The organism is Micromonospora inaquosa (genome assembly GCF_003857055.1).
GTDB lineage: Bacteria > Actinomycetota > Actinomycetes > Mycobacteriales > Micromonosporaceae > Micromonospora > Micromonospora inaquosa.
Genome location: NZ_QGSZ01000194.1, coordinates 1 through 22,701, shown reverse-complemented (window position 1 = coordinate 22,701; position 22,701 = coordinate 1). Strand labels below are relative to the sequence as shown.

The 22,701-nt window shown below is 69.3% G+C and carries 16 protein-coding genes and 1 pseudogene; 14 read left to right on the top strand and 3 right to left on the bottom strand.

The genetic code is table 11. The annotated features are described in order from the left end of the window. Window positions 1–46 precede the first annotated feature (46 nt). The 4 genes from DLJ59_RS12915 to DLJ59_RS12900 are packed head-to-tail and all read left to right on the top strand — an operon-like array spanning window position 47 to window position 3,709. On the top strand, window positions 47–1,072 hold the full coding sequence (locus DLJ59_RS12915) for a zinc-dependent alcohol dehydrogenase (protein WP_124772752.1): 1,026 nt from the start codon (window positions 47–49) through the stop codon (window positions 1,070–1,072). After that, entirely contained in the window at window positions 1,069–1,830 is a 762-nt protein-coding gene (locus tag DLJ59_RS12910; RefSeq protein ID WP_124772751.1) for an SDR family NAD(P)-dependent oxidoreductase, read from the top strand. Before DLJ59_RS12915 ends, DLJ59_RS12910 begins: the two co-directional genes overlap by 4 nt. Next, entirely contained in the window at window positions 1,827–2,705 is an 879-nt protein-coding gene (locus DLJ59_RS12905) for an amidohydrolase family protein (protein ID WP_124772750.1), read from the top strand. The genes DLJ59_RS12910 and DLJ59_RS12905 overlap by 4 nt, the downstream gene beginning before the upstream one ends. Beyond that, window positions 2,702–3,709: an aldo/keto reductase gene (locus tag DLJ59_RS12900; protein ID WP_124772749.1), complete on the top strand. Its 1,008-nt coding sequence runs from the start codon at window positions 2,702–2,704 to the stop codon at window positions 3,707–3,709. The genes DLJ59_RS12905 and DLJ59_RS12900 overlap by 4 nt, the downstream gene beginning before the upstream one ends. Before the next feature lie 129 nt (window positions 3,710–3,838). Here the strand turns inward: DLJ59_RS12900 and DLJ59_RS12895 are convergent, their stop codons facing one another. Then, complete coding sequence (locus tag DLJ59_RS12895; protein ID WP_124772748.1) at window positions 3,839–7,390, bottom strand: ThuA domain-containing protein; 3,552 nt, start codon at window positions 7,388–7,390, stop codon at window positions 3,839–3,841. Window positions 7,391–7,914: 524 nt separating this feature from the next. On the opposite strand from DLJ59_RS12895, the gene DLJ59_RS12890 reads away from it, so the two are divergent. From DLJ59_RS12890 to DLJ59_RS12865, 6 genes are all read left to right on the top strand, one after another. Beyond that, a complete protein-coding gene (locus tag DLJ59_RS12890) occupies window positions 7,915–9,438 on the top strand; it encodes a sugar ABC transporter ATP-binding protein (RefSeq protein ID WP_124772747.1) in 1,524 nt (507 codons plus the stop codon). After that, complete coding sequence (locus DLJ59_RS12885) at window positions 9,435–10,406, top strand: ABC transporter permease (protein WP_124772746.1); 972 nt, start codon at window positions 9,435–9,437, stop codon at window positions 10,404–10,406. Before DLJ59_RS12890 ends, DLJ59_RS12885 begins: the two co-directional genes overlap by 4 nt. Before the next feature lie 2 nt (window positions 10,407–10,408). Continuing rightward, entirely contained in the window at window positions 10,409–11,392 is a 984-nt protein-coding gene (locus DLJ59_RS12880; protein ID WP_124772745.1) for an ABC transporter permease, read from the top strand. Between the two features lie 13 nt (window positions 11,393–11,405). Next, a complete protein-coding gene (locus DLJ59_RS12875; RefSeq protein ID WP_244235991.1) occupies window positions 11,406–12,587 on the top strand; it encodes an ABC transporter substrate-binding protein in 1,182 nt (393 codons plus the stop codon). Between the two features lie 6 nt (window positions 12,588–12,593). Then, window positions 12,594–13,445, top strand: coding sequence for a sugar phosphate isomerase/epimerase family protein (locus DLJ59_RS12870; protein WP_124772744.1), 852 nt, complete (start codon window positions 12,594–12,596; stop codon window positions 13,443–13,445). An 80-nt stretch (window positions 13,446–13,525) separates the two neighbouring features. Then, complete coding sequence (locus DLJ59_RS12865) at window positions 13,526–15,919, top strand: RICIN domain-containing protein (protein ID WP_208648662.1); 2,394 nt, start codon at window positions 13,526–13,528, stop codon at window positions 15,917–15,919. Window positions 15,920–15,976: 57 nt separating this feature from the next. Here the strand turns inward: DLJ59_RS12865 and DLJ59_RS12860 are convergent. After that, window positions 15,977–16,951 (bottom strand): annotated as a pseudogene (locus DLJ59_RS12860) (family 43 glycosylhydrolase); the annotation flags it as partial. A 51-nt stretch (window positions 16,952–17,002) separates the two neighbouring features. Further along, complete coding sequence (locus DLJ59_RS12855) at window positions 17,003–18,028, bottom strand: LacI family DNA-binding transcriptional regulator (RefSeq protein WP_124772742.1); 1,026 nt, start codon at window positions 18,026–18,028, stop codon at window positions 17,003–17,005. 371 nt (window positions 18,029–18,399) lie between these two features. Here DLJ59_RS12855 and DLJ59_RS12850 point away from each other — a divergent pair, with 371 nt between their 5' ends. Genes DLJ59_RS12850 through DLJ59_RS12835 form a run of 4 tightly spaced genes read left to right on the top strand, consistent with a single transcriptional unit; the run spans window position 18,400 to window position 22,684 of the window. Next, complete coding sequence (locus tag DLJ59_RS12850) at window positions 18,400–19,755, top strand: ABC transporter substrate-binding protein (RefSeq protein ID WP_124772741.1); 1,356 nt, start codon at window positions 18,400–18,402, stop codon at window positions 19,753–19,755. Next, complete coding sequence (locus tag DLJ59_RS12845; protein WP_208648661.1) at window positions 19,752–20,705, top strand: carbohydrate ABC transporter permease; 954 nt, start codon at window positions 19,752–19,754, stop codon at window positions 20,703–20,705. Before DLJ59_RS12850 ends, DLJ59_RS12845 begins: the two co-directional genes overlap by 4 nt. After that, entirely contained in the window at window positions 20,702–21,526 is an 825-nt protein-coding gene (locus DLJ59_RS12840) for a carbohydrate ABC transporter permease (protein WP_124772740.1), read from the top strand. Before DLJ59_RS12845 ends, DLJ59_RS12840 begins: the two co-directional genes overlap by 4 nt. Before the next feature lie 3 nt (window positions 21,527–21,529). Next, on the top strand, window positions 21,530–22,684 hold the full coding sequence (locus tag DLJ59_RS12835) for a serine hydrolase domain-containing protein (protein ID WP_124772739.1): 1,155 nt from the start codon (window positions 21,530–21,532) through the stop codon (window positions 22,682–22,684). Window positions 22,685–22,701: the final 17 nt, after the last annotated feature.

Sequence of the window (22,701 nt, the reverse complement as noted above, 5' to 3'; positions counted from 1 at the left end):
GCCCGGTCGGCACGACCGACGTACCGACCGTCGAGACGGAGGAACGATGAAGGCAGTCGTCTACCGGGGCGCGCGAAACCTCGGAATCGAGAACCGCGACCCGGAGCCGCCGGGTCACGGCCAGGTACGGATCGAGGTGGCGTACACCGGGATCTGCGGCACGGACCTGCACATTTACCACGGCGACATGGACGCCCGGGTTGGTGATTCCGCGATCATCGGGCACGAGATGTCCGGGCGCATCGCGGCCGTCGGCGAGGGCGTGACCGGCTGGACTGTCGGTCAGCCGGTCACCGTGATGCCGACCCGACCCTGCGGGCGGTGCGCCGCCTGCCAGCGGGGCAACTCTCACGTCTGCCACGCGATGAACTTCCTCGGCATCGACTCACCGGGCGCCATGCAGTCGTCCTGGACGGTTCCGGTGGAGCTGGTCCTGCCGCTTCCGGAGGAGTTGCCCCTGGACCACGCGGCGCTCGTCGAGCCGGTGGCGGTCGCCGTGCACGACGTACGCCGGGGGAACGTCACCGCCGACGACCAGGTGGTCGTGGTCGGTGGTGGACCGGTCGGCGTCCTCATCGCCACCGTCGCGCGGAGTCGCGGCGCGCGGGTCCTTCTCGTCGAGCCGGACCCGTTCCGGCGCGAGGTGGCGGAGGGGATCGGGATCGAGGCCGTCGATCCGCGATCGACTGATGTGGTGGCGCTGGTCAACGACCGTACCGATGGCGCGGGCGCCGACATCGCCTTCGAGGTGTCCGGCTCCCCGGCCGGCGTGACCACGGCGGTCGACGTCCTCACCACTCGCGGGCGGCTGGTCATGGTGGCGATCCATCCCCAGCCCCGGGAGGTGAACCTGCACCGGTTCTTCTGGCGCGAGCTGGAACTCCTCGGCGCCCGGCTGTATCAGCGCGACGACATGGTGGAGGCGATCCGGTTGGTCGCCTCGGGTGCGATCCCGGCAGAGCAGCTGATCTCCCGGATCGAGCCGGTCGAGGGTGCCGGCGCGGCCTTCGCTGCGCTGGAGGGTGGCGGCGTCATGAAGGTGCTGCTCGACGTGCGGGAGGGCAACCAGTGACGGCCCTGTTCGATCTGTCCGGACGGACCGCCGTCGTGACCGGGGCGCGGCGCGGCATCGGTCTCGCCATGGCCGAGGCCCTGGCCCTGGCCGGTGCTGACATCGTGGGCGTCTCCGCCCAGCTCGAAGCCGACGGCAGCGAGGTCGAGCGTCGGGTGCGAGCCGCCGGGCGCCGGTTCACCGCGCTGCGGGCGGACCTCGGCGACCGGGCGGCCGTGCACCGGCTGGCCCGCGACATCATCGCTCTCGGGCCGGTCGACATCCTGGTGAACAACGGCGGCACGATCGCCCGGACCCCGGCCGCGGAGCACCCGGACGAGATGTGGGACCACGTGATCGAGGTGAACCTCAGCAGCCAGTTCGTCCTCAGCCGGGAGATCGGCCGGACGATGGTTGAACGCGGCCGAGGGAAGATCATTTTCACCGCGTCGCTGTTGAGTTTCCAGGGCGGCATCACCGTGCCCGGTTACGCCGCGTCGAAGTCCGGCGTGGCCGGCCTCACCAAGGCGCTGGCGAACGAGTGGGCGGCCCACGGGGTGAACGTCAACGCCATCGCGCCCGGCTACATCGCCACCGACAACACGCAGGCGCTGCGCGACGACCCCGATCGCGACCAGGCGATCCTCGGCCGGATCCCGGCCGGGCGGTGGGGCCGGGCCGACGATCTGGGCGGTGCCACGGTGTTCCTGGCGTCGACCGCGTCGGACTACGTCAACGGCGTGGTGCTGCCCGTCGACGGCGGATGGTTGGGCCGATGACGGGCGCACCGGAGCCCGGCCGCGCCGGGATCGTCGACGCACACCACCACCTCTGGGTTCGCGCCCGGCATCCGCAGCCGTGGATCGACCCGGTGACCATGGCGGCCATCGACGCCGACTTCGAACCCGCCGATCTCGCGCCGCTGGCGCGGGCGGCCGGGGTCACCGCGACCGTGGTGGTGCAGTCCATCGCCTCCGAGACCGAGACGGTGGACCTGCTGGGCATGGCGGCCGAGGACACCCTGATCCGTGGGGTCGTCGGCTGGGTGGATCTGACCGCCGCCGACGTCGCGGAGCGCCTTGACCGGCTACGGGCCGCTCGGGGCGGGGAGCGGCTCGTCGGCATCCGCCACCTCGTGCAGTCCGAGACGGACCCGGCGTACCTGGACCGCCCGGACGTCCGGCGGGGGATCGCCGCGGTTGGCGCCGCCGGTCTCGTCTACGACCTGCTGGTACGCCAGCACCAACTCCCCATGGCCGCGCGCCTCACGCGCGACCTGCCCGAGGTGGGTTTCGTCCTCGACCACCTCGGAAAGCCCGCGCTGGGCCGCCCGGAGATGGCGCAGTGGAGCCGGGACCTACGGGCGTTGGCGGCCTCGCCCAACACGACGGCGAAGCTCTCCGGGCTGGTGACGGAGGTGCCAGCTTCGCACTGGACGCCGGGGGACCTGCGACCCGCCGTCGAGGACGCGCTGGACGCGTTCGGGCCGGACCGACTGATGTTCGGCTCGGACTGGCCGGTCTGCCTGCTCGCCAGTTCGTACCAGCGGTGGGTCGACACCCTGGCGGAGCTGCTGGACGGCCAGGACGGGGCCGGCCGGGCGTCGGTCTGGGGCGGGACGGCACGCCGCGCCTACGGGCTGGCGGCGTCATGATGGCGCGCGCCCTGCCGCGCCGTCCGGAGGTACGTCTCACCGAGCTGGGCTTCGGCGCGGCCCAGGGTGGCAACCTGTACCGGACGACGACGGACGAGGAGTTCGCCTCGGCGGTCGACGCCGCGTGGGAGGCGGGCGTCAGGTACTTCGACACCGCGCCGCACTATGGCCTCGGGCTGTCCGAGCGCCGCCTCGGCGCGGCGCTGCGCCAACGGCAGCGCGACGAGTACGTGGTGTCGACGAAGGTCGGGCGACTCCTGGTGCCCTCGCCCGAGGACGCGCATCTGCGGGACTCCGACGGGTTCGATGTGCCCGCGACCCACCGGCGGGTGTGGGACTTCAGCCGCGACGGCGTACTGCGCTCCATCGAGTCCAGCCTGGACCGGACCGGGCTGGACCGGATCGACATCGTCTACCTGCACGACCCGGACGACCACTGGGAGCAGGCCGCGCAGGAGGCCGTACCGGCCCTGATCGACCTGCGGGACCAGGGCGTCGTCGGTGCCATCGGCGCCGGCATGAACCAGTCGGCGATGCTGGCGCGGTTCGTGCGGGAGACCGACGTCGACGTGATGATGTGCGCCGGGCGCTACACCCTGCTCGAACAGGGCGCGGCCGGTGACCTGCTGCCGGCCGCCGAGAACCGGGGGGTGGGCGTGGTCATCGCGGGCGTCTACAACTCGGGGCTGCTCTCGCGGGACCGGCCGCCGGCCGACGCCGTCTACAACTACCAGCAGGCCCCGGCAGCGCTGATCGAACGGGCGCGACGAATCGCCACGGTCTGCGAGATGTACGGGGTGACGCTGCCGCAGGCGGCCCTCGCGTTCGTCCGCCGGCACCCGGCCGTGGTGTCGACGGTCGTCGGCGTTCGCAACGAGGCACAGGTGGCCGAGACCGTGCGGCGGTCCGGCATCGTCGTGCCGGACGAGTTGTGGGACGACCTGGCGGCGGCCGGGCTGCTCGCCGCGCCGCCCGGTCAGCGCTCTTCGGCCCGGCCCGACTGACGACGACACCCACCTTTGCTCTGCACCCGCGGATGCGACGGTGACGACGACGTCCCGGCCGGGACCGGCTCCGTTACTCGGATACCGGTCCCGACCGGGACGTCAGTTGTTACCGCGACAGCGGCGGGGTCACACTGCGGTGAACCGCCACTGCTGGTTGGCCGCGCTGTGGCAGGTCCACTGCAACAGCCGGGCGCCGTCGGTGGTGGACGCGCCGTTGACGTCCACGCAGAGCCCGCTCAGCACATTGCGCACCGTGTACACGCCGGAGGTTCCCGTCGCGGTGGCGGTGAACTTCTGCTGGTTGCCGTTGTTGCAGGTGGCCTGCTGGAGGTAGGCACCCGCCGCGGTGGAACTGCCGATCACCTCGACGCACTTGCCGCTGTGCACCGCCTTCAGGTAGACAGCACCGCTGCCGGCGTCGACCGCCTGCCACTTCTGGTTGTTGCCACCGGTGGCCGCCCACTGGGTGATCTGGGCGCCGTCGGCGGTGGAGACACCGCTGACGTCCATCAGCTTGCCGCTGTGTTGCGCGGTGAGCGTCCAGGTCTTGCCCGCGATACCGCCACCGCCGTCGCTGCTGGGTGTCCCGACGCCGTTGCCGCCGAAGGTGTGCGAGTCGAGGTCGAACCAGTTGTTGCCGCTGCCCTTGAACACCATGTAGAGCGTGTGGCTCCCGCTGAGGGCGGCGACGTTCACCGGCGTCGTGGACTGGTAGTTGTCCCAACCACCGGTGCTGGGCACCGTCGTGGTGGCCAGCAGCGTGCCGGTCGGCGAGTCGGCGCGCAACTCGATCGAGCCGCCACCGGAGGGCGACGACAGCCGGTAACTGACGGTCGAGATGCCCGACAGGCTCATCGGGTTGAACGCGATCCAGTCGTTGTTGGAGATGTCACCGACGCGCTTGGTGCTCTCCGCCGCCGCCTGGTCGATGACCCGGATGCCGGACTGGCTGCTGAAGTACTCGGCCTGCTTGTGCTTCGGCTGGAGGATCACCTGCGCGGTGCCGGTGAGTGGGGCCGCGCCGCCCGCGCCACCGCTGTCGGTGTACCGCGCGTTGAGTACGTAGAACAGGTTGGCACCGTCGGGGTGGCCGCCGAGCAGATCGGTGGAGATGGTGCCCGAACACCCCGGGTACTCGGTGGTCTCGTGGGCGTGGTCGTCGTGACCCAGCGCCGGGTTGAGGATCACCTTGGAGCAGTCGACGGTGCCGCCGTCCGGGTCGGTCACGCTGATCTGGTACGGCACCTTGTCACCGAAGGTGAGCATGCCCCCGTTCGGTGGGGTGGTGATGGTGACCACCGGTGCGCTGTTACCGACGGTGATCTGGACGTTGGCGAAGCCCGTCTTACCGGTGTTGTCGGTGACCTTCAACTGGGCTGTGTAGTTGCCGTTGGAGGTGTACACCTTCGACGGGTTGGCCGCCGTGGAGGTGGTGCCGTCGCCGAACGTCCACTGGTAGCTCAACGTGTTGCCGTCCGGGTCGGACGTGCCCGCACTGCTGAACTGGACGGTGAGCGGTGCGGTGCCACTGGTGGGCGTGCCGGTGGCCTTGACGATCGGTGACCGGCCGCCCTGGATGTAGTCGATCCGGTAGAGCCCGGAGTCGCTGTTGCCGCCGCCGAAGTTGGTGCCCCACTCCAGCAGGTAGAGCGAGCCGTCCTTACCGAACTCCATGTCCATCGGCTTGTTGAACCCACCACCGGGCAGGAACGGGTTGGTGCGGGTCACCGCCGAGGAGGAGTCGAAGTGCACCTCCTTGATGTAGTTGCGCGACCACTCGTAGAAGAAGTGCACGCCGTCGTAGTAGGGCGGGAACTTCGTCGCGGACGGGTTCGACGCGTCGTACCGGTAGACCGGGCCACCCATCGGCGCGGAGCCGCCGGAGCCGAGCTCCGGGAAGGTCGTCGAGGTGGGGTAGCCATACCAGATGTTGGGCATGACGACCGGCTTCAGGTTGACCAGCCCGGTGTTGTTCGGCGAGTTGTTGACCGGTGCCGAGCAGTTGAACTTCGCGCCGACGACGCCGGTGTCCGGGTTGTACGGCGCGTAGGGCTGGTTGTTGCCGTGGCAGAACGGCCAGCCGTAGTTGCCGGGCGTCTTGATCACGTTCAGCTCGACCAGGCCCTCGGGGCCACGGTTGGTGGTGGGCGGGTTGCGGTCCGGCCCGTAGTCGGCCAGGTAGACCCAGCCGTTGGCGGGGTCGATCGAGAACCGGAACGGGTTGCGGAAGCCCATCGCGTAGATTTCCGGCTTGGTCTGCGCGGTGCCCTGCGCGTAGAGGTTGCCGCTCGGGATGGTGTAGCTGCCGCTGGCCCCGGGGCGGATACGCAACAGCTTGCCGCGCAGGTCGTTGGTGTTACCCGCGCTGCGGGCGGCGTCCAGGTTGGACTTGCCCGAGCGCCAGTCCAGCGGGGCGTAGCCCTGCCAGTTGGGGTCGAGGTTCGGCGGCGTGTCGTCACCGGTGCCGATGAAGAGGTTTCCGTCCGGACCGAACTCGATGTAACCGCCGGTGTGCCCGGGCTCCGGGAACGTCCGGTCCCGGTACGCCGGGATGTCGATGATCGTCACGCCGCTGGACATGTTCAGCGTGTCACCGCTCATCGTGTAGCGGGAGACCCGGTTGACGTCGGTCGAGCTGCTCGCCGGCGAGTGGTACAGGTACACGTACCCGTTGGTGGCGAAGTTGGGGTCCAGCGCCATGCCGGTGAGGCCGTCCTCGCCGCCGGTGTAGACGCTCAGCGTGCCGGCGGTCACCGTGCTGTTGGTGGAGGGCTTGAAGATCTTCAGTTGCCCGCCGCGCTGGGCGTAGAACACGCGCCCGTCCGGTGCCACGGCCATCGCCATCGGGTCGACGGTGTTGTCGTCCAGGGTGCGCTTCTCGAAGTTGCCCCAGACGGTGCCGCCGCAGTCGCCGGCGACGTTACCGGCGGCCCACCGGACTCCACCGAGAACGTGGTTGCGGAAGTTCGTCTCGCTGTAGGAGTCGATCGCGTGGCCCATCGCGGTGGCCCACACCCGTCCGCCGCCGGTGTTGCGGCACCAGGAGATCGGGTGGTCCGGCCCCATCGCCCGGGAACCCGGGTTGTAGGTGCGCTCGTCGGCGGTCACCAGAACGTGCACCTTGCCGCGCGGGTTGGAGTCGAAGTTGTACCACTCCTCGCTGCGGTTCCAGCGATCCGGTAGGCCGGCCGTCGACGGGTGCTGCTTGTCGGCCACGATGGCGGTGCCGGGCAGCACGCCGGGGGAGTGTTCCGGCATGTGGGCGCCGCCGTTGATGGTCTGGTCCCACCACGGGTACTCGGAGTCGATGCCCATGTCGGTGGCGTTGTGGACGCCGACGATGCCCTTGCCGCTGGCGAGATAACCCTCCACCGCCTGGCGCTGGGCGGCCGAGGTCCAGACCATGCCGGAGGTCTGGAACATGATGATGACGTCGAAGGTCGCCAGGTTACTGGCGGTGAAGACGCTCGAGTCCTCGGTCTGCACCAGCTCGAAGTTGTTCGCCGCGGCCTGCTGCTGGAACATGGAGATCCCGGCGGGGATCGAGTCGTGGCGGTAGCCGACGGTCTTGGTGAACAGCAGGGCGCGGAAGGCCGGGGCCGCCGACGCGGGTGGGGCGAGTCCGAGTGCCAGTAACAAACCGGCGATCACTGAGATGAGCAGTGTGTTGCGACGCATGGCGTCTCCTAGGTTGGACGGGCAACTCCGATAGCGACCACGGGCCCCGCAGCACGTCAGGTTGTGCCTGGACGCGTGCGATGCCACGAGGGTGGTGGTCGGTCCTCGTGCCGCTCGCCGAAGACGGCAGTCAGACCCGTGGGACGTCACCCAGCGTGATGTTGGCTGTGGCTCTCGTCCGGTGATCCACGGGGTCAGGATGAGCTAGAAATAGATGACTGTCAATTAATGGAGTAACGTCCGACGTCGCGCCCGGTGACGACGGCCGTGATCGACTCCCTCGCTGCGGCGTCGCTGCCGCTCACGCTGCGGCCCTGGCAATCAGCCCCGGTCGAGGATTGCGGACCTCCATCCAAACATCTATCTTCATACGTGTGATGTTTCCTCGATGTCAAGGGAATGTTCGCAACATAAGAACGTAAGCATCCGTCGATGGCTACGAAAGTGCGATTCCCGGCGCGTCGAGGCCGCCGTAAAGTTCCATTGAATCTTGTTGATGACTACTGTCTGTGAGGGCTTTCGGGATGTCAGATCCGCCGCCGACGCCGCTTCTCACCCTTCGGGGCATCGGCAAGTCCTTCCTCGGAGTACGTGTCCTCGATGGCATCGACCTCGACGTCGCGCCGGGCGAGGTGCACGCCGTCGTCGGTGAGAACGGCGCCGGGAAGTCCACCCTCATGAAGATCGTGTCCGGTGGATACAGCCCGGACGAGGGCACCGTCGAGTTCGCCGGTGAGCCGCGCAGCTTCCGCGGCCCGCGCGACGCGCAGCGGGCCGGCGTCGGCATCATCCACCAGGAGTTCAACCTGCTCCCGGAGCGCACCGTCGCGGAGAACGTCTACCTGGGGCACGAGCCGGTCCGTCGCGGGTTGGTCGACCGCCGGGGCATGCTCGACCGCACCCGGCAGTTGCTCGCCTCGATCGGCGAGACCACGTTGCCGGCCGACGCCCGGGTGGGGCAACTCGGTGTCGCGCAGCAGCAGGTCGTCGAGATCGCCAAGGCGCTGGCCCTGGACGCGCGGCTGCTCATCATGGACGAGCCGACCGCGGCGCTGGCCGACCACGAGGTCGAACTGCTCTACGGTCTGGTGCGCCGACTCCAGGAGCGGGGCATCGGGCTGCTGTACGTCTCGCACCGACTCGCCGAGGTCTTCGACCTGTCCAGTCGGATCACCGTGCTCAAGGACGGCCGTCGGGTCACCACAGTGGACACTGCGGACACCACCGCCGACGAGTTGGTGCGGCACATGGTCGGCCGGGCACTGTCCAGCTACTACCCGGACCGGGCCGCCCCCGAGGACCGGGGTCCGGTACGGCTCAACCTGCGCGACGCGGGAAACCGGAAGCTGCGCGACGTCAACCTCCAACTGCGCGCCGGCGAGGTGCTCGGCATCGGCGGTCTGCAGGGCTCCGGGCGCTCCGCGCTGGCCCGGGCGATCTTCGGGGTGTCGCCGTTCACGACCGGCGACGTCACGCTCGATGACCGGCCGGTACGACTGCGCTCACCGCGCACCGCCATGCGGGCCGGCATCGCCTACGTCACCGAGGACCGCAAGGGTGAGGGGATCGTTCCCCGGCAGTCGGTGCTCGACAACGCGCTGCTCGCCAGCCGGGCCGTCTTCGCCGCTCGCTCCGGCCGGGCGGCCAGGACGGTCCGGGTGCGCGAGCTGCTGACCGCCGTGGAGGTCCGCGGCGCCGGCGACGACCAGGAGATCCGCTTTCTGTCCGGGGGCAACCAGCAGAAGGTCGTGCTGGCCCGATGGCTCGCGCTCAACCCGCGGATCCTGCTCTTCGACGAGCCGACCCGGGGCATCGACGTGGGCGCGAAGTCAGCCATCCACGACCTCGTCCGCCGCCTCGCCCGGGATGGCGCCGCGGTGCTGATGATCTCGTCCGATCTACCGGAGCTGCTGGGCATGAGTGACCGGATCGTCGTCATGCGTGACGGCCACGTCGCGGGCGAGCTGCCCGCCGGCGCGACCGAGGAGGAGGTCGTCGCGCTGGCGGTCGGCACCGCACGGGAGACCGCACGGGAGACCGCCCAGTGACCGCTTTGTCGCTGCTGCCGGCCCGGCGTTCCGTACCGGGCGTCTTCGTGGCCCTGACCCTCACCCTGGCGATCGGCTGGCTGGTCGTCCTGCTCGACGGCGGTCAGCTCTTCAACCAGTCCACGACCGTGAGTCTGCTGCATGTCGCCGCCGGCCTCGGGCTGGTCGCGGTCGGCCAGACCCTGGTCATCCTGGGGGGCTCGCTCGACCTCTCGGTGGCGTACGTGATCAGTCTCAGCACCCTCGTCGCGGCCGAGACGATGAACGGCAGCGATGGTGCGGTGCTGCCGGCGATCGGCCTGGCGCTCGTCGTCAGCGCCGGCGTCGGGCTGCTCAACGGGATCCTCGTCACCAGGTTCCGGGTCAACGCGTTCATCGCGACCCTCGGCGTCGGGCTGCTGCTCAAGGGTTACCTGGACAACGGCTACGACGGTCCGGCGGGGGCCACCGCGCCCTCACTCGTGCAGTCGCTCGGCTATCAGCGCGTCGGGCCGGTCCCGGTGTCGTTCCTGCTGCTGATAGCCGTCACCGCGGCGGCCTGGTTCGCGCTCTCGCGGACCCGCTTCGGCCACCATCTGGTCGCCGTCGGCGGGGATCCGGAGGTGGCCCGGCTCTCCGGCGTCCGCAACGACCGGATCCTCGTCACCGCCCACATCCTGTGCTCGATGTGCGCGGGGCTCGCCGGCATCTATCTCGCCAGTCGGCTCGGCTCGGGCGCCCCGCGCGTCGGCACCGAGGGCCTCTACGACCTGGAGTCGATCGCGGCGGTGGTGATCGGCGGGACCGCCCTCGCCGGTGGGCGCGGCGGTGTGATCGGCACGGTCGGCGGGGTGCTGCTGCTCGCCAGCATCGACGCCATCTTCAACCAGCTTGAGGTCGACGCCTTCTTCAAGCAGGTGATCCGGGGCGTCATCATCATCGCCGCGGTCGCCGTCTACGCCCGCCGGGCCATGCGAAAGGCGGCCTAGCCATGCAGACCGTCCAGCCTCGTTCCCTGCCGCTGCGGGTGCCGCGGGTGCGCCCCGGTGGTGTCCTGCCGATCCTGGCGATTCTCGCGGTGCTGTTGGTGCTCGTCGGCATTCGGCAGCCCGACTTCCTGGCCCCGTCGTCGCTGATGTCCTTCCTCGGTCGGTCGGCGCCGATCATCCTGCTCGCCGCCGGTCAGTACTTCGTGATCGTCTCCGGTGAGTTCGACCTCTCGGTCGGGTCTCTGGTCACCGCGCAGGTGGTGATCGCCGCCCGGCTGATCGACAGCGACCCGGCGCGAACCTGGCCGGTGGTGCTGCTCCTGCTCGCCTTCGGAGCGCTGGTCGGGTTGGTCAACGGCCTGGTCACGACCCGGCTGCGGGTGCCGTCGTTCATCACCACCCTCGGCATGTTCCTGATCCTCGTGGGCGCGGTCTACCTGTGGTCCGATGGCGCCCCGAAGGGCGGGCTCTCCGAGGAGTTCCGGCGGTTCGGCCGGCGGGCCTTCGAGGACGTGCCGCTGTTGGGCCGCGTGCCGTACGCGCTGGTGGTCCTGGTGGTCGTGGCGGTGGCGGCCGTGCTGCTGATGCGGTCCGACTTCGGTCGGACGCTGGTCGCCGTCGGCGACAACCCGCGTACCGCCGAGCTGAGCGGTGTACGGGTGTGGCGTACCCGAACGGTCGCCTTCATCCTCAGCGGGCTCGCGGCGGCGGTGGCGGCGATCCTCCTGGGTGGCTACAGCGGCGTGTCGTTCCAGGCCGGTGCGGGCCTGGAGTTCGGTGCGATCACCGCGGTGGTCCTCGGTGGGGTGGCGCTCGGCGGGGGCCGCGGCGCGGTCGTCGGGGCGATGCTCGGCGCGCTCACCCTCGAACTGCTGTTCGCCCTCATGAATTTCTACGGCGTCTCCGGCGCCCTCAGGTCGACCGTCCAGGGCGGGATCATCCTGCTCGCCGTGGCGGTCTCGGCAACGCGTTCTTCGTCGAGATAAAGGGGAAACCATAGTGCGACGTTCCATGGCGGCACTGGCCGCTGTCACCCTGCTGTCCCTCACCGCCTGTGCCACCGACGAGCCGGCCGCGAGCCCCTCGGGCAGTGCGTCCGCCGCCGGGTCGGGCACCGGGGAACAGTCGAAGTTCTTCGTGCAGGCCGACTACGACGCCGAGCTCGCGTTGCTCGACGCGGCACCGACGGGCCCGGCCGACAAGCCGTGGGAGCAGGTGCTCAACCCGACGATGGTCGACACCGCCAAGTACAAGAAAAACGGCCCGCACAAGATCTGCTTCTCGAACGCGGCCCTGAACAACCCGTGGCGGCAGGTCGGGTTCAAGACCATGCAGGCCGAGGTCGAGGCGCAGAAGAGCCGCATCAAGGAGTTCGTGCACGTCGACGCCGAGGGCAAGGACCAGAAGCAGATCGCGGACATCAACGACCTGCTCGGCAAGGGCTGCGACGCGCTCATCGTCTCGCCGAACACCACCGCCACCCTCACCCCGGCCGTCGAGGCGGCCTGCCAGGCCGGGCTACCGGTCATCGTCTTCGACCGTGGTGTCGACACGAAGTGCCCGGTGACGTTCATCAACCCCATCGGCGGCTACGGCTTCGGCCACGTCGGGGCCGAGTTCGTCAGCCAGAAGATGAAGCCCGGCGGCAAGGTCCTCGCCCTGCGGATCCTGCCCGGCGTCGACGTCCTGGAGACCCGTTGGTCGGCGGCAAAGGTGGCGTTCGACAAGGCGAAGGTCGACGTCGTCGGCGTCGAGTTCACCGACGGTGATCCGGCCAAGACCAAGAAGACCGTCGACGACTACATCCAGCGGTACGGCACGATCGACGGGATCTGGATGGACGCCGGGGCGGTGGCCGTCGCGGCGGTCGAGGCGTTCCAGGACGCGGGCAAGCCGGTTCCGCCGATGAACGGCGAGGACCAGCTCGACTTCCTGAAGATCTGGAAGGACAAGAACCTCACCGCCATCGCCCCGACCTACCCGACCTACCAGTGGCGTACGCCGATCATCGCGGCCCTGCGGATCCTCGACGGCCAGCAGGTGTCCAGCCCGTGGAAGCTGCCGCAGCCGACCGTCACCCAGGAGAACCTCGACCAGTACCTCGACCCGGGTATGCCGCCGCTGCACTACGCGATGTGCGGCTGCACCGACCTGCCCGGCTACCCGCAGCGCTGGAAGTAAGGTCCGATGTACGCCATCGGCGTCAACCCGTGGGTCTGGGCCTCGCCAATCGACGACGAGGCCCTGGCCGAGCTGATTCCGCGGATCGCGTCGTTCGGCTTCGACGCGGTCGAGTTGCCGATCGAGCAGCCCGGTGACTGGGACCCGATCCGGACCCGGGACCTGTTGGCGGCGCACGGTCTCGTGGCCGCCGGTGTCTGCGCGGTCACCCCGCCGGGGCGGGAACTGGTCGACGCCGCACCGGCGGTGGTCGAGTCGACGGTGGCGTACCTCATGGACTGCGTGGCGAGCGCGGCGGCCGTCGGCGCTGGATGCGTCGGCGGTCCCGCGTACGCCTCGGTCGGGCGCACCTGGCGGATGTCTCCAGCGGCTCGCGCGGCCTGCTACGCGGATCTCCGGCGCAACCTGGCGCCGGTGGCCGAGCGGGCCGGCGAGTTGGGGGTGAGCATCGGCGTCGAGGCGTTGAACCGCTACGAGACGAGCGTCGTCAACACGATCGAGCAGACCGTCGAGATGATCGACGGTCTGCCGTCGAACGTCGGCATCATGATCGATACGTACCACATGAACATCGAGGAGGCCGACCCGTACGCGGCCCTCGCCGTCGCCGGTCGGCACATCAAGCACGTCCAGGTCAGCGGCACCAACCGGGGCGCGCCCGGTGCTGACCACTTCGACTGGCCCCGCTTCTTCACCGTCCTGCGGGATACCGGCTACCAGGGCGCGATCTGCATCGAGTCGTTCACGGCGGAGAACGAGACCATCGCCACCGCCGCGGCGATCTGGCGTCCGTTGGCCCCCTCGCAGGACCGTCTCGCCACGGACGGCCTGCGCTATCTCCGGGAGATCCTCGGATGACCGCCTCGGCCTGTCACCCCCGTGCTCGTTGAGGCCGTCCGCCCACCCCCACCCCGTTCTCACGTCAGGAGCACCGTCCCGTGTCCTCGTCCATTCCGTCGCTGCGCCGACTGCTGGCCGGCGCTGCCGCGTCAGCGGTGACCGCAGTGGTCGCGGTGACCGCCTCGGCGTCCCCGGCCGTCGCGGCCACCACCACCCTCTACGCGTCACCCACCGGCACCGGCACCACTTGTTCCGCCAGCCAACCGTGTTCGCTCTCCGCCGCGCAGACCGCGGTGCGAGCGATCAACAGCGCGATGTCCGGTGACATCGTCGTGGAGTTGGCCAACGGCGCGTACCGGCTCTCGTCTCCGCTGCGGTTCACTGCGGCCGACTCGGGCAACAACGGCTATCAGGTGATCTGGCGGGCGGCCGCCGGTGCCCGTCCGACGATCACCGGCGCCCGGGCGGTCACCGGGTGGTCGCTCGTCGACTCGGGGAAGAACATCTGGCGGGCCAACGTCGGCGCCGGGCTCGACGCCCGCCAGCTCTACGTCAACGGGGCCGTGGCCACGCGGGCACGTACCGCGGTGAACCGCTCCGACTTCACCTTCACCACGTCGGGCATGCGGTTCACCAACAGCGCGCTCAACTACCTCAACAACCTCGGCAACCAGAACCGCGTCGAGGTGGAGAGCGTCGGTTCGTTCACCGACCGGTACTCGCCCGTGCAGAGCATCAGCGGGAACTTCCTGACGATGCAGCAGCCGGCGTGGAACAACAACACCTTCGGGTTCGACACCCTCTCCAGCCCGCACCGCGCCGGTCCCTTCTACCTGACCAACGCGTACGAGTTCCTGGACTCGGCGGGGGAGTGGTATCTCAATCCGAGCAACGGTCAGCTCAACTACATCCCGCTCGCCGGGCAGAGCATGAGCTCGGTGAGTGTGGAGCTGCCGCAGTTGCAGTCCCTGGTCAACGTCGGGGGCAGCTACGACGCCCCCGCGCACCACATCTCGTTCAGCGGCATCACCTTCACCGGCACCAGCTGGCTCGGCCCCAGTAGCAGCAACGGCTTCGCCGACCAGCAGACCGGCGCCCACATCACCGGCACCTGGTCCCGTCCGTCCGACGCGTTGACCTCCTGCCAGGCCGGCTGCCCCCAGTTCGAGGCGACCCGACCGAACTGGAACCAGATGCCGGCCGCCGTTCAGGTCTCGGCAGCCAACACCATCACCTTCAGCGACTCCCAGTTCGTCAACCTGGGGCAGACGGCGATCGGCATCGGAAACGACGCCAACGCCCACGCCAGCGGCGTCGGCCTGGGTGCCAGCAACATCACCGTCACCCGCTCCGAGATCGCCCGCAACTCTGCCGGTGGCATCGTGGTCGGTGGTGTGCGGGCCGACGCCCACCACCCCAGCGACCAGCGGATGGTCAACCGCAACATCACCATCAGCAACAACCGGGTGCACGACCTCGGCCTGGAGTACCGGGGTGTGGTCTCGATCCTGACCACCTACGTGAACACGGCACTGGTCTCGCACAACGAGGTCTACAACATGCCGTACACCGGTCTGTCGGTCGGTTACGGCTGGGGCGCCAACGACGCCGGCGGCAGCCAGCACTACGCGAACCGAGGGCTGTACAACTACCAGCCGCGGTACACCACGGCGACCACCGCGGCCAACAACCAGGTGATCGGCAACTACGTGCACGACGTCATGCAGCAGATGACCGACGGCGGGTGCATCTACACGCTGTCGGCGAACCCCGGCGGGACCATCAACGAGAACTACTGCCTGCGGACCAACGGCTGGTTCGGGCTCTACTTCGACGAGGGTTCCCGTTACTACACCGCCCGCAACAACGTGTTCTCCTCCACCGGCACCTGGGCCACCGCCAACTACTGGTACGCGGAGAACATGGGCAACTTCACCGTGACCAACAACTGGTCGACGAACAACAGCACCAACGTGACCAACGGTGACCGCGGCAACGTGGTCAACGGCAACGTCACGGTCAGCAACGGCAATTGGCCGTCGGGTGCGCAGACGGTGATCAACGCGGCTGGCGTGCAGAGCGGCGGCAGCACCAACCCGCAGAACGTGCAGCTCGTGGGCGTCCAGTCGGGCCGGTGCGCCGAGATCGGCAACTCCAGCACGACCAACGGCACGCAGGCCCAGATCTGGGACTGCATCAGTGGGGCCACCAACCAGCGCTGGACCCACACGGCCAGCCGGCAGCTCATGGTCTACGGCACCAAGTGCCTGGACGCCTCCGGTCAGGGCACCAGCAACGGCACCACTGTGGTGATCTGGGACTGCAACGGTCAGGCCAACCAGCAGTGGAACATCAACGCCAACGGCACGATCACGGGAGTGCAGTCGGGTCTCTGCCTGGACGCCAACGGCGCTGCGACGGCGAACGGCACGAAGTTGATCCTCTGGACGTGCAACGGCGGCACCAACCAGCAGTGGCAGGTGCGCAGCTGACGTAGGACATCGACAGGTCCGGGCCGGGGCGACTGCCTCGGCCCGGACCTGTCCGCCCTACTGCCCCAACTGCACCCTCGCCGGGTCCGCCGTCAACCCGGTCGCGGCCTGGTAGCGCACGGGGATGGGGTCGGTGAGTTCCCCGACGAACGTGTCGTCGACGTGATCGAGGAAGCCGATGAGGGACCAGCCGTCGGCGGGTCCGGGGACCAGTCGGGGCGCGTACAGGTGTGGGTGCGCGAACGGTTGGGCGGACGCGATGTCCCACGGCCCGAGGGTCGTCTCGCCGGTCGCCACCCAGATCCGGTGGTCGTCGCGCCGAGCGCTACCGGTGGCCTCGGTGGAGAACAGCAGCAGCGGCTGCCCGTCGAGCACCGCGACCTGGGGCACCTCGAGGTGACCGAAGCCGGCGGGCGTCGACAGGGGTGGCCGCACCGTCCAGTTCAGCAGGTCGGTGGAGGTGGCGTGACCGACGACGCCACGGGTGTTCGCCGGCCCGGTGTTGGCGCGGGCGGTGATGAGCATGTGCCAACCCTCGCCGTCGGGGTCGGGGAACACCCACGGGTCACGCCAGGCCTGCTCGTACCACAGGTCCTTGTCGAACAGTTCGTACCAGGTGGGGTCGGCCTGGACGATCGGCTCGGTGCCGTGCCGGTGCCAGGTCATCAGGTCGTCGGAGACGGCCAGTCCGATGCGTTGGACGAGCCCGTCCTCGGCGCGGCCGACCCCGGTGTAGAACAGGTACCACCGTCCGTCCGGCCCGCGCACGGTGCAGCCCGTCCAGGTCGCCAGGTCGTCCCAGCCGGGCGGGTCGGCGGGGACCACGGCGTCGGCGACCAGCCGCCACGAGCGCAGGTCCGTCGAGACGGCGTGGCCGATCGTGGCCCGGCGGTGGCGGCGGTGCGGGTCGTGCAGGGCACGGGACGCGCGCAGGAAGAACACGTGCCAGAGGCCGTTGTCGTCCCGCGCGTACCAGCTGTCCCACACCCAGTGGTCGGGTAGACGAAGCATGGTCCGAAACCTAGCACTAAACCGTTTTAGCGTCGGGTTAAGGCCAACCCGGCCGCACGGTCGGCGGGCTGGTCAGGCGGCCGGGGGCGCGAGGGACCGGCGTCGGCGCAGGGGCATCGGCACCAGCGCCGGCTCGGCGGCGCCCCCGTCCAGGAGCAGCTCGACGGCGCGCCGTCCCATCTGCTCGTGCGGCAGGGCCGTGGTGGCCAGACTGGGACGCAACCAGGCGGCGATCGGGTCGTCGTCGAACGAGATGACCGAGATGTCCTCCGGGACGGTCAGCCCCGCCTCGCCGAGCGCCTGGTAGGCGCCGAAGGCCAACCGGTCGTTCATGCAGATGATCGCGCTGGGCCGCTTCGGCTTGCTCAGCAGGCCGCGCATGGCGGCGTAACCGTGCTCGGGCAGCCACTCGGCGCAGAAGCACTCGGCCAGGAGGCTGACGTTCGCCTCGTCCAGCGTCTGCCGGATGCCGCGCAGGCGGGCACGGGCGGCGAGTGAGACCTCCGGGTCGTCCTCCTTGAGCCGGTTGCGACCGATGAGCGCGATCGCGTCGCGGTGGCCAAGCTCCAGCAGGGCGGCGGCGACGGAGCGACCGGCACCCTCGTCGTCGGGGACCACGCTGGGCAGGCCGTCGGGGCTGGTGGCGTTGAGCAGCACCACCGGGCCGCCGAGGATGGCCGCGGGCACGGTCAGCCGTCGGGTCGCCATCGCCGCGTAGATCACCCCGTCGACCTGTCGGTCCAGGACGGCCTCGATGGCGTACTGCTCGAAGGTGGCGTCGCCCTGTGTCTCGGTGATGAGCAGGACGTGGTCGCGTTCGCGGGCCGCGTCGAGGGCGCCGCGGATGAGGTCACCGGCGAACCGGGTGGTGGCGACGATGTCGGAGACGAACGCGATGGTGGCCGTTTTGCGGGTGCGTAGGCTGCGCGCGGCAAGGTTGGGCCGGTAGCCGAGTTCCTCGGCGGCGGCGAACACCCGCTGGTGCGCCTCGGCCGAGAGTCGGGTGCCCTCTCTGCCGTTGAGCACCATCGACGCGGCCGTCTTGGACAGCCCGGCTCGGCGCGCGACGTCAGCGAGTGTTGCTCTGTTGCGGCCCATCAGTCCTCCGAATCAGGCGCGGTGCACAGGCGCCGCTCCTGCCCATCATGAAGCGTCGCCGTCCGGGAGCCGGCGCCGGTCACGTCGGCACGGTGTGAACCAGACGTTTCCGCACCGTTGCGAACTTGTCCTTGACAGCTTCCCGTGCCGCGCGCATGCTCTGCTAAATCAGTTTAGCGACCACTTCTGGTGCATCCAGAGGCGCCTTCGGTGGCCGTGCCGGGTTCTTTTCTGCCGACGGTACGGGTGCTGCGTCCGGGCGACAGGTCACGGCGTACGTGTCGTGGCCGCCACCCGGTCGCGCTGGTCCCGGTGGAGCCGTCGCGCGGCCATGGGTCGCGGGACGCGTGGAGATGTCAAGGAGTCATGAAATGGCAGAATTGCTGACAAAGTTTCCGCGACGGAGAACGGTGCTCCTCGCGTCGCTGCTGGCGGTCGGGATGACCGCGACGGCCTGCAGCGCCCCGGGCGAGGACCGGTCGTCGACCCAGAAGTCCGATGCCGCCGTCAAGACGGAGCTGGGGACTGACCCGATCACCCTGGAGATGTACGCCGAGACCGGCTTCCCGCTGGCCAAGGCGTTGGCCGAGGAGTTCTCCAAGCAGCACTCGAACGTCAAGTTCAACATCCGCGAGGACCAGTTCACGGTGATCGTGGAGAACGCCCCCCGGGTGATGGCCTCGGACAATTCGCCCGACATCATCCGGCTCCCCACCATGGTCGACCTGGTCAAGGACGACCTGCTCAAGAACCTCGACCCGTACTTCACCGCGTACGGCTGGGACAAGTTCCCCGCCTCACAGCTCATGCAGCTGCGCGTCGGCGACAACACCCGGGGCACCGGTTCGCTGTACGGGATGGGGCTCGGCTACAGCGTCACCGGCGTCTTCTACAACAAGAAGCTGGCCAGCCAGATCGGCATGACCCAGCCGCCGACCACGGTCGCCGAGTTCGAGGAGCTGCTGGCCAAGGCGAAGACCGGCGGGGTCCAGCCGATCATGCAGTTCAACAAGAACACCGCGGGCATCAACTTCCCGCACCAGGCGCTGCAGAACCAGTTCGGCGACCCGACCCAGGTCGCCGACTGGATCTTCCAGAAGCCGGGCGCCACGTTCGACACCCCGGCCGCACTGAAGGCCACCCAGACCATCCAGAAGTGGGCGCAGGCCGGCTACTTCACCAAGGACGCCAACGCCCTGGACTACGCGGGCATGGTGGGGGAGTTCCAGAAGGGCAACGGCCTGTTCATGTTCAACGGTGACTGGGAGTCGGCCAACCTGGACAAGTCGATGCCCGGCAACGTGGGCTTCTTCCTGTTCCCCACCGAGTCTGCCGGTGGAAAGCACGTGGCGATGTCCGCCCCCAACACCTTCGGCGTCTCCGCCAAGGCCAAGAACCCGGACGCCGCCGCGTACTTCCTGAACTGGGTCCACACCAACGCCAAGGCCCGCGAGATCTCGGTGACGGTCGGCGGCTCCAGCCCCGGCGGCCCGAGTGACCTGCCGGTGCCGAGCGCCGCCCCGAACACGGTGCTCGCCGAGACCCTGAAGGCGTCGCAGCAGCTCGGTGCGGAGAACGGCGCTGTGGACTTCACCGCGAACGCGACCGGCGGCATCTTCGCCGCCGCGATCACGCCGGAGATGCAGAAGCTGATCGCTGGACAGCAGACGCCCGAGGGGTACGTGAAGGCGGTCCAGGCCGAGTATCAGAAGGAACTGTCCCGATGACGTCTGCCCTCGGCAGCGCACCGACCGGGCGCGATGATCGCCGCGCCCGTCCCACCCCCACGCGGGCCCACCGATCTCGGTGGGCCCGCGCGGCCGGGATCGGCTGGTTGTACGTCCTGCCCGCCCTGGTGATGTACGCGGTGTTCGTCCTGCGCCCGCTCGTCCTGACGCTTCAGTACTCGCTCTACGACTGGAACGGGATCGGGGTGGCCCGCTGGGTGGGCCTGGACAACTACCTCACCGTCTTCACCGACAGCGACCTGCTGAAGATCATCGGCAACGCGATCGTCCTGATCGTCTTCTTCAGCTTCATCCCCGTCGCGCTCGGGCTGTTGGTGGCGAGCATGGTTCGCCGGATCACCACCGGCGCGTTCGGCACCGTCGTCCGGACCATCCTGTTCCTGCCGCAGGTCATCCCCCTGGTGGCGGCGGGCATCGCGTGGAGCTGGCTGCTCTCGTCCAACGGTCTGGTCAACCAGGCGCTGCGTGCGGTCGGGCTGGGTGGCGTCGCCCGCGCCTGGCTCGGTGACTTCGACACGGCGCTGCCCGCCGTCGGCGTCATCGGGGCCTGGGTCCTGCTCGGTCTCTGCACGATTCTGCTGGTGACCGGCATGAGCAAGATTGATCCGGCACTGTACGAGGCCGCCCGCCTCGACGGCGCCGGCCCGGTCCGTGAGTTCCTCGCCGTGACCCTGCCCAGCCTGCGCCAGGAGATCGGCGTCTGCCTCACCGTGACGATCATCGCGGCGCTGGCGAGCTTCGACATCGTCTACATCTCCACCAGCGGCGGCCCCGGCCTCCAGACCACCGTGCCGGGCCTGGAGATCTACCGGCTGGCCTTCTCGCAGCGGCAGGTGGGGCTCGCCTCGGCGCTCGCTGTCGTGCTCATGCTGCTGGTGCTGGCGTGTGTGCTGCCGATCCAGCGTCTGAGCCGAGGGGAGAAGCCGTGAACCTGAGCCGACGCGAACAGCTGACCGGGCGCGTCTTCCTGATCGCCCTGATCGTCGTGACCCTGCTGCCGTTCGTGAGCATGTTGTCGGCGGCGTTGCAGCCCCGTGGCACCGTGCCCAGCGGGCTCGAGTGGCCGTCCGACCCGCAGTGGGGGAACTTCGCCGACGCCTTCACCGCCGCGAACATGGGTGCCCTGCTCCGGTCCAGCCTGCTCATCGTGGCCGGTGTCGTGCCGGTTTCGGTGCTCATCGCGACCATGGCCGGCTTCGGTCTCGGTCAGTTGCGGGTGCCCGGTGGCCGACTCGTCTTCGGCCTCTTCCTGCTGGGGCTGACCCTGCCGTTCGAGGCCGTGGTCACGCCGCTCTACTACCAGATGCAGGATCTCGGCCTGCTCAACACGCGCTGGGCCATCATCCTGCCGCTGATCGGCCTGTACATGCCGTTCGCGGTGTTCTGGATGCGGGCGCACTTCACCAACGTGCCTGTCGAGTTGTCCGAGGCGGCCCGGGTGGACGGCAGCAGCACGTGGCAGTTGTTCTGGCGGGTCCAGGTGCCGCTCGCCCGGCCGGCGATCGCCTCGCTGACGATCCTGATGTTCCTCTGGACGTGGAACCAGTTCCTGCTCGCCATCGTCCTGGTCGACGACTCCACCAAACGCACCATGGCCGGGGCGCTCGGCGCGTTCCAGGGCCAGTGGGGCACCGACCTGGTGCTGCTGTGCGCCGGGTCGTTGCTGATCCTCACCCCGACCCTCATCGTGTTCCTGATCTTCCAGCGACAGTTCATCAAGGCCCTGATCCAAGGGTCAGTGAAGGGGTAGGCAGTGGTCACACAGCCGCAGATCCACGGCGACGTCGCCGATCGCTACGGGCACGTCGCGGACGTCTTCCGGGACAACTTCACCACCGGCGGAGAGGTCGGTGCCGCGGTCACCGTCTATGTGCGGGGCCGCAAGGTCGTCGACCTGTACGGCGGAGTCGCCGACACTCGTAGCGGCCGGCCCTGGGACGCGCACACACCGGTCGTGGTCTTCTCCTGCACCAAGGGAATTCTGGCGATCTGCGCGTACCTGCTGGCCCAGCAGGGCCGGCTCGACCTCGACGCTCCCGTCACGCGCTACTGGCCGGAGTTCGGACAGCACGGCAAGGCGCACATCCCGGTGCGCTGGCTGCTCACGCACCAGGCCGGTCTGCCCGCGTTGGACCGGTCAATGACCCTCGACGAGGTCCTGGCGTGGGATCCGGTCATCACGGCGATCGAGGCGCAGGCCCCGTTGTGGGAGCCGGGAACGGCGCACGGCTACCACCCGATGACCTACGGCTGGCTGATCGGCGAGGTGATCCACCGCATCACCGGCCAACTGCCCGGCGCGTTCTTCGCCGACACTGTGGCGGGGCCGCTCGGCCTGCACACCTGGCTCGGGCTTCCGGCCGCCGAGAGCGACACCGTCGCCTGGGGGCTGGCACCGCCACCGGACCCCGACCCGTTCGAGGACCCGGTCGCCGAACGCGGCATCACCATGGGGGGCGCGTTCGCCTTCCCCGCCGACGCGGACGGTCTGGTGAGCTTCAACGACGACGCCATCCGGGCCGCCGGTGTTCCCGGCGCGGGGGCGGTGAGCACCGCAGACGGCCTCGCGCGCCTCTACGCCGCCTGCGTCTCCGACGTTGCGGGTGGACCGCTGCTCACTGCCGCGTCGGTGGACGACGCGGTCGTCGTCCGTTCGCGTGGTCAGCAGCGACACGGCCCGCCGGACACCGGGCAGCGCTGGGGTACCGGCTTCCTGCTGCACTCGCCACCGGCCCGACCGATGCTGGGTGAACGCAGCTTCGGCCACGACGGCGCGGGCGGGAACCTGGCCTTCGCCGACGCCGAGCATCAGGTGGGCTTCGGCTACGTGGTCAATCAGATGCGCGGGATGGGTGACGAGCGCGCCAACCGGCTCACCGCCGCCGTCCGCTCCTGCCTCGAAGCCTGAACCCCACCGCCCCCGCC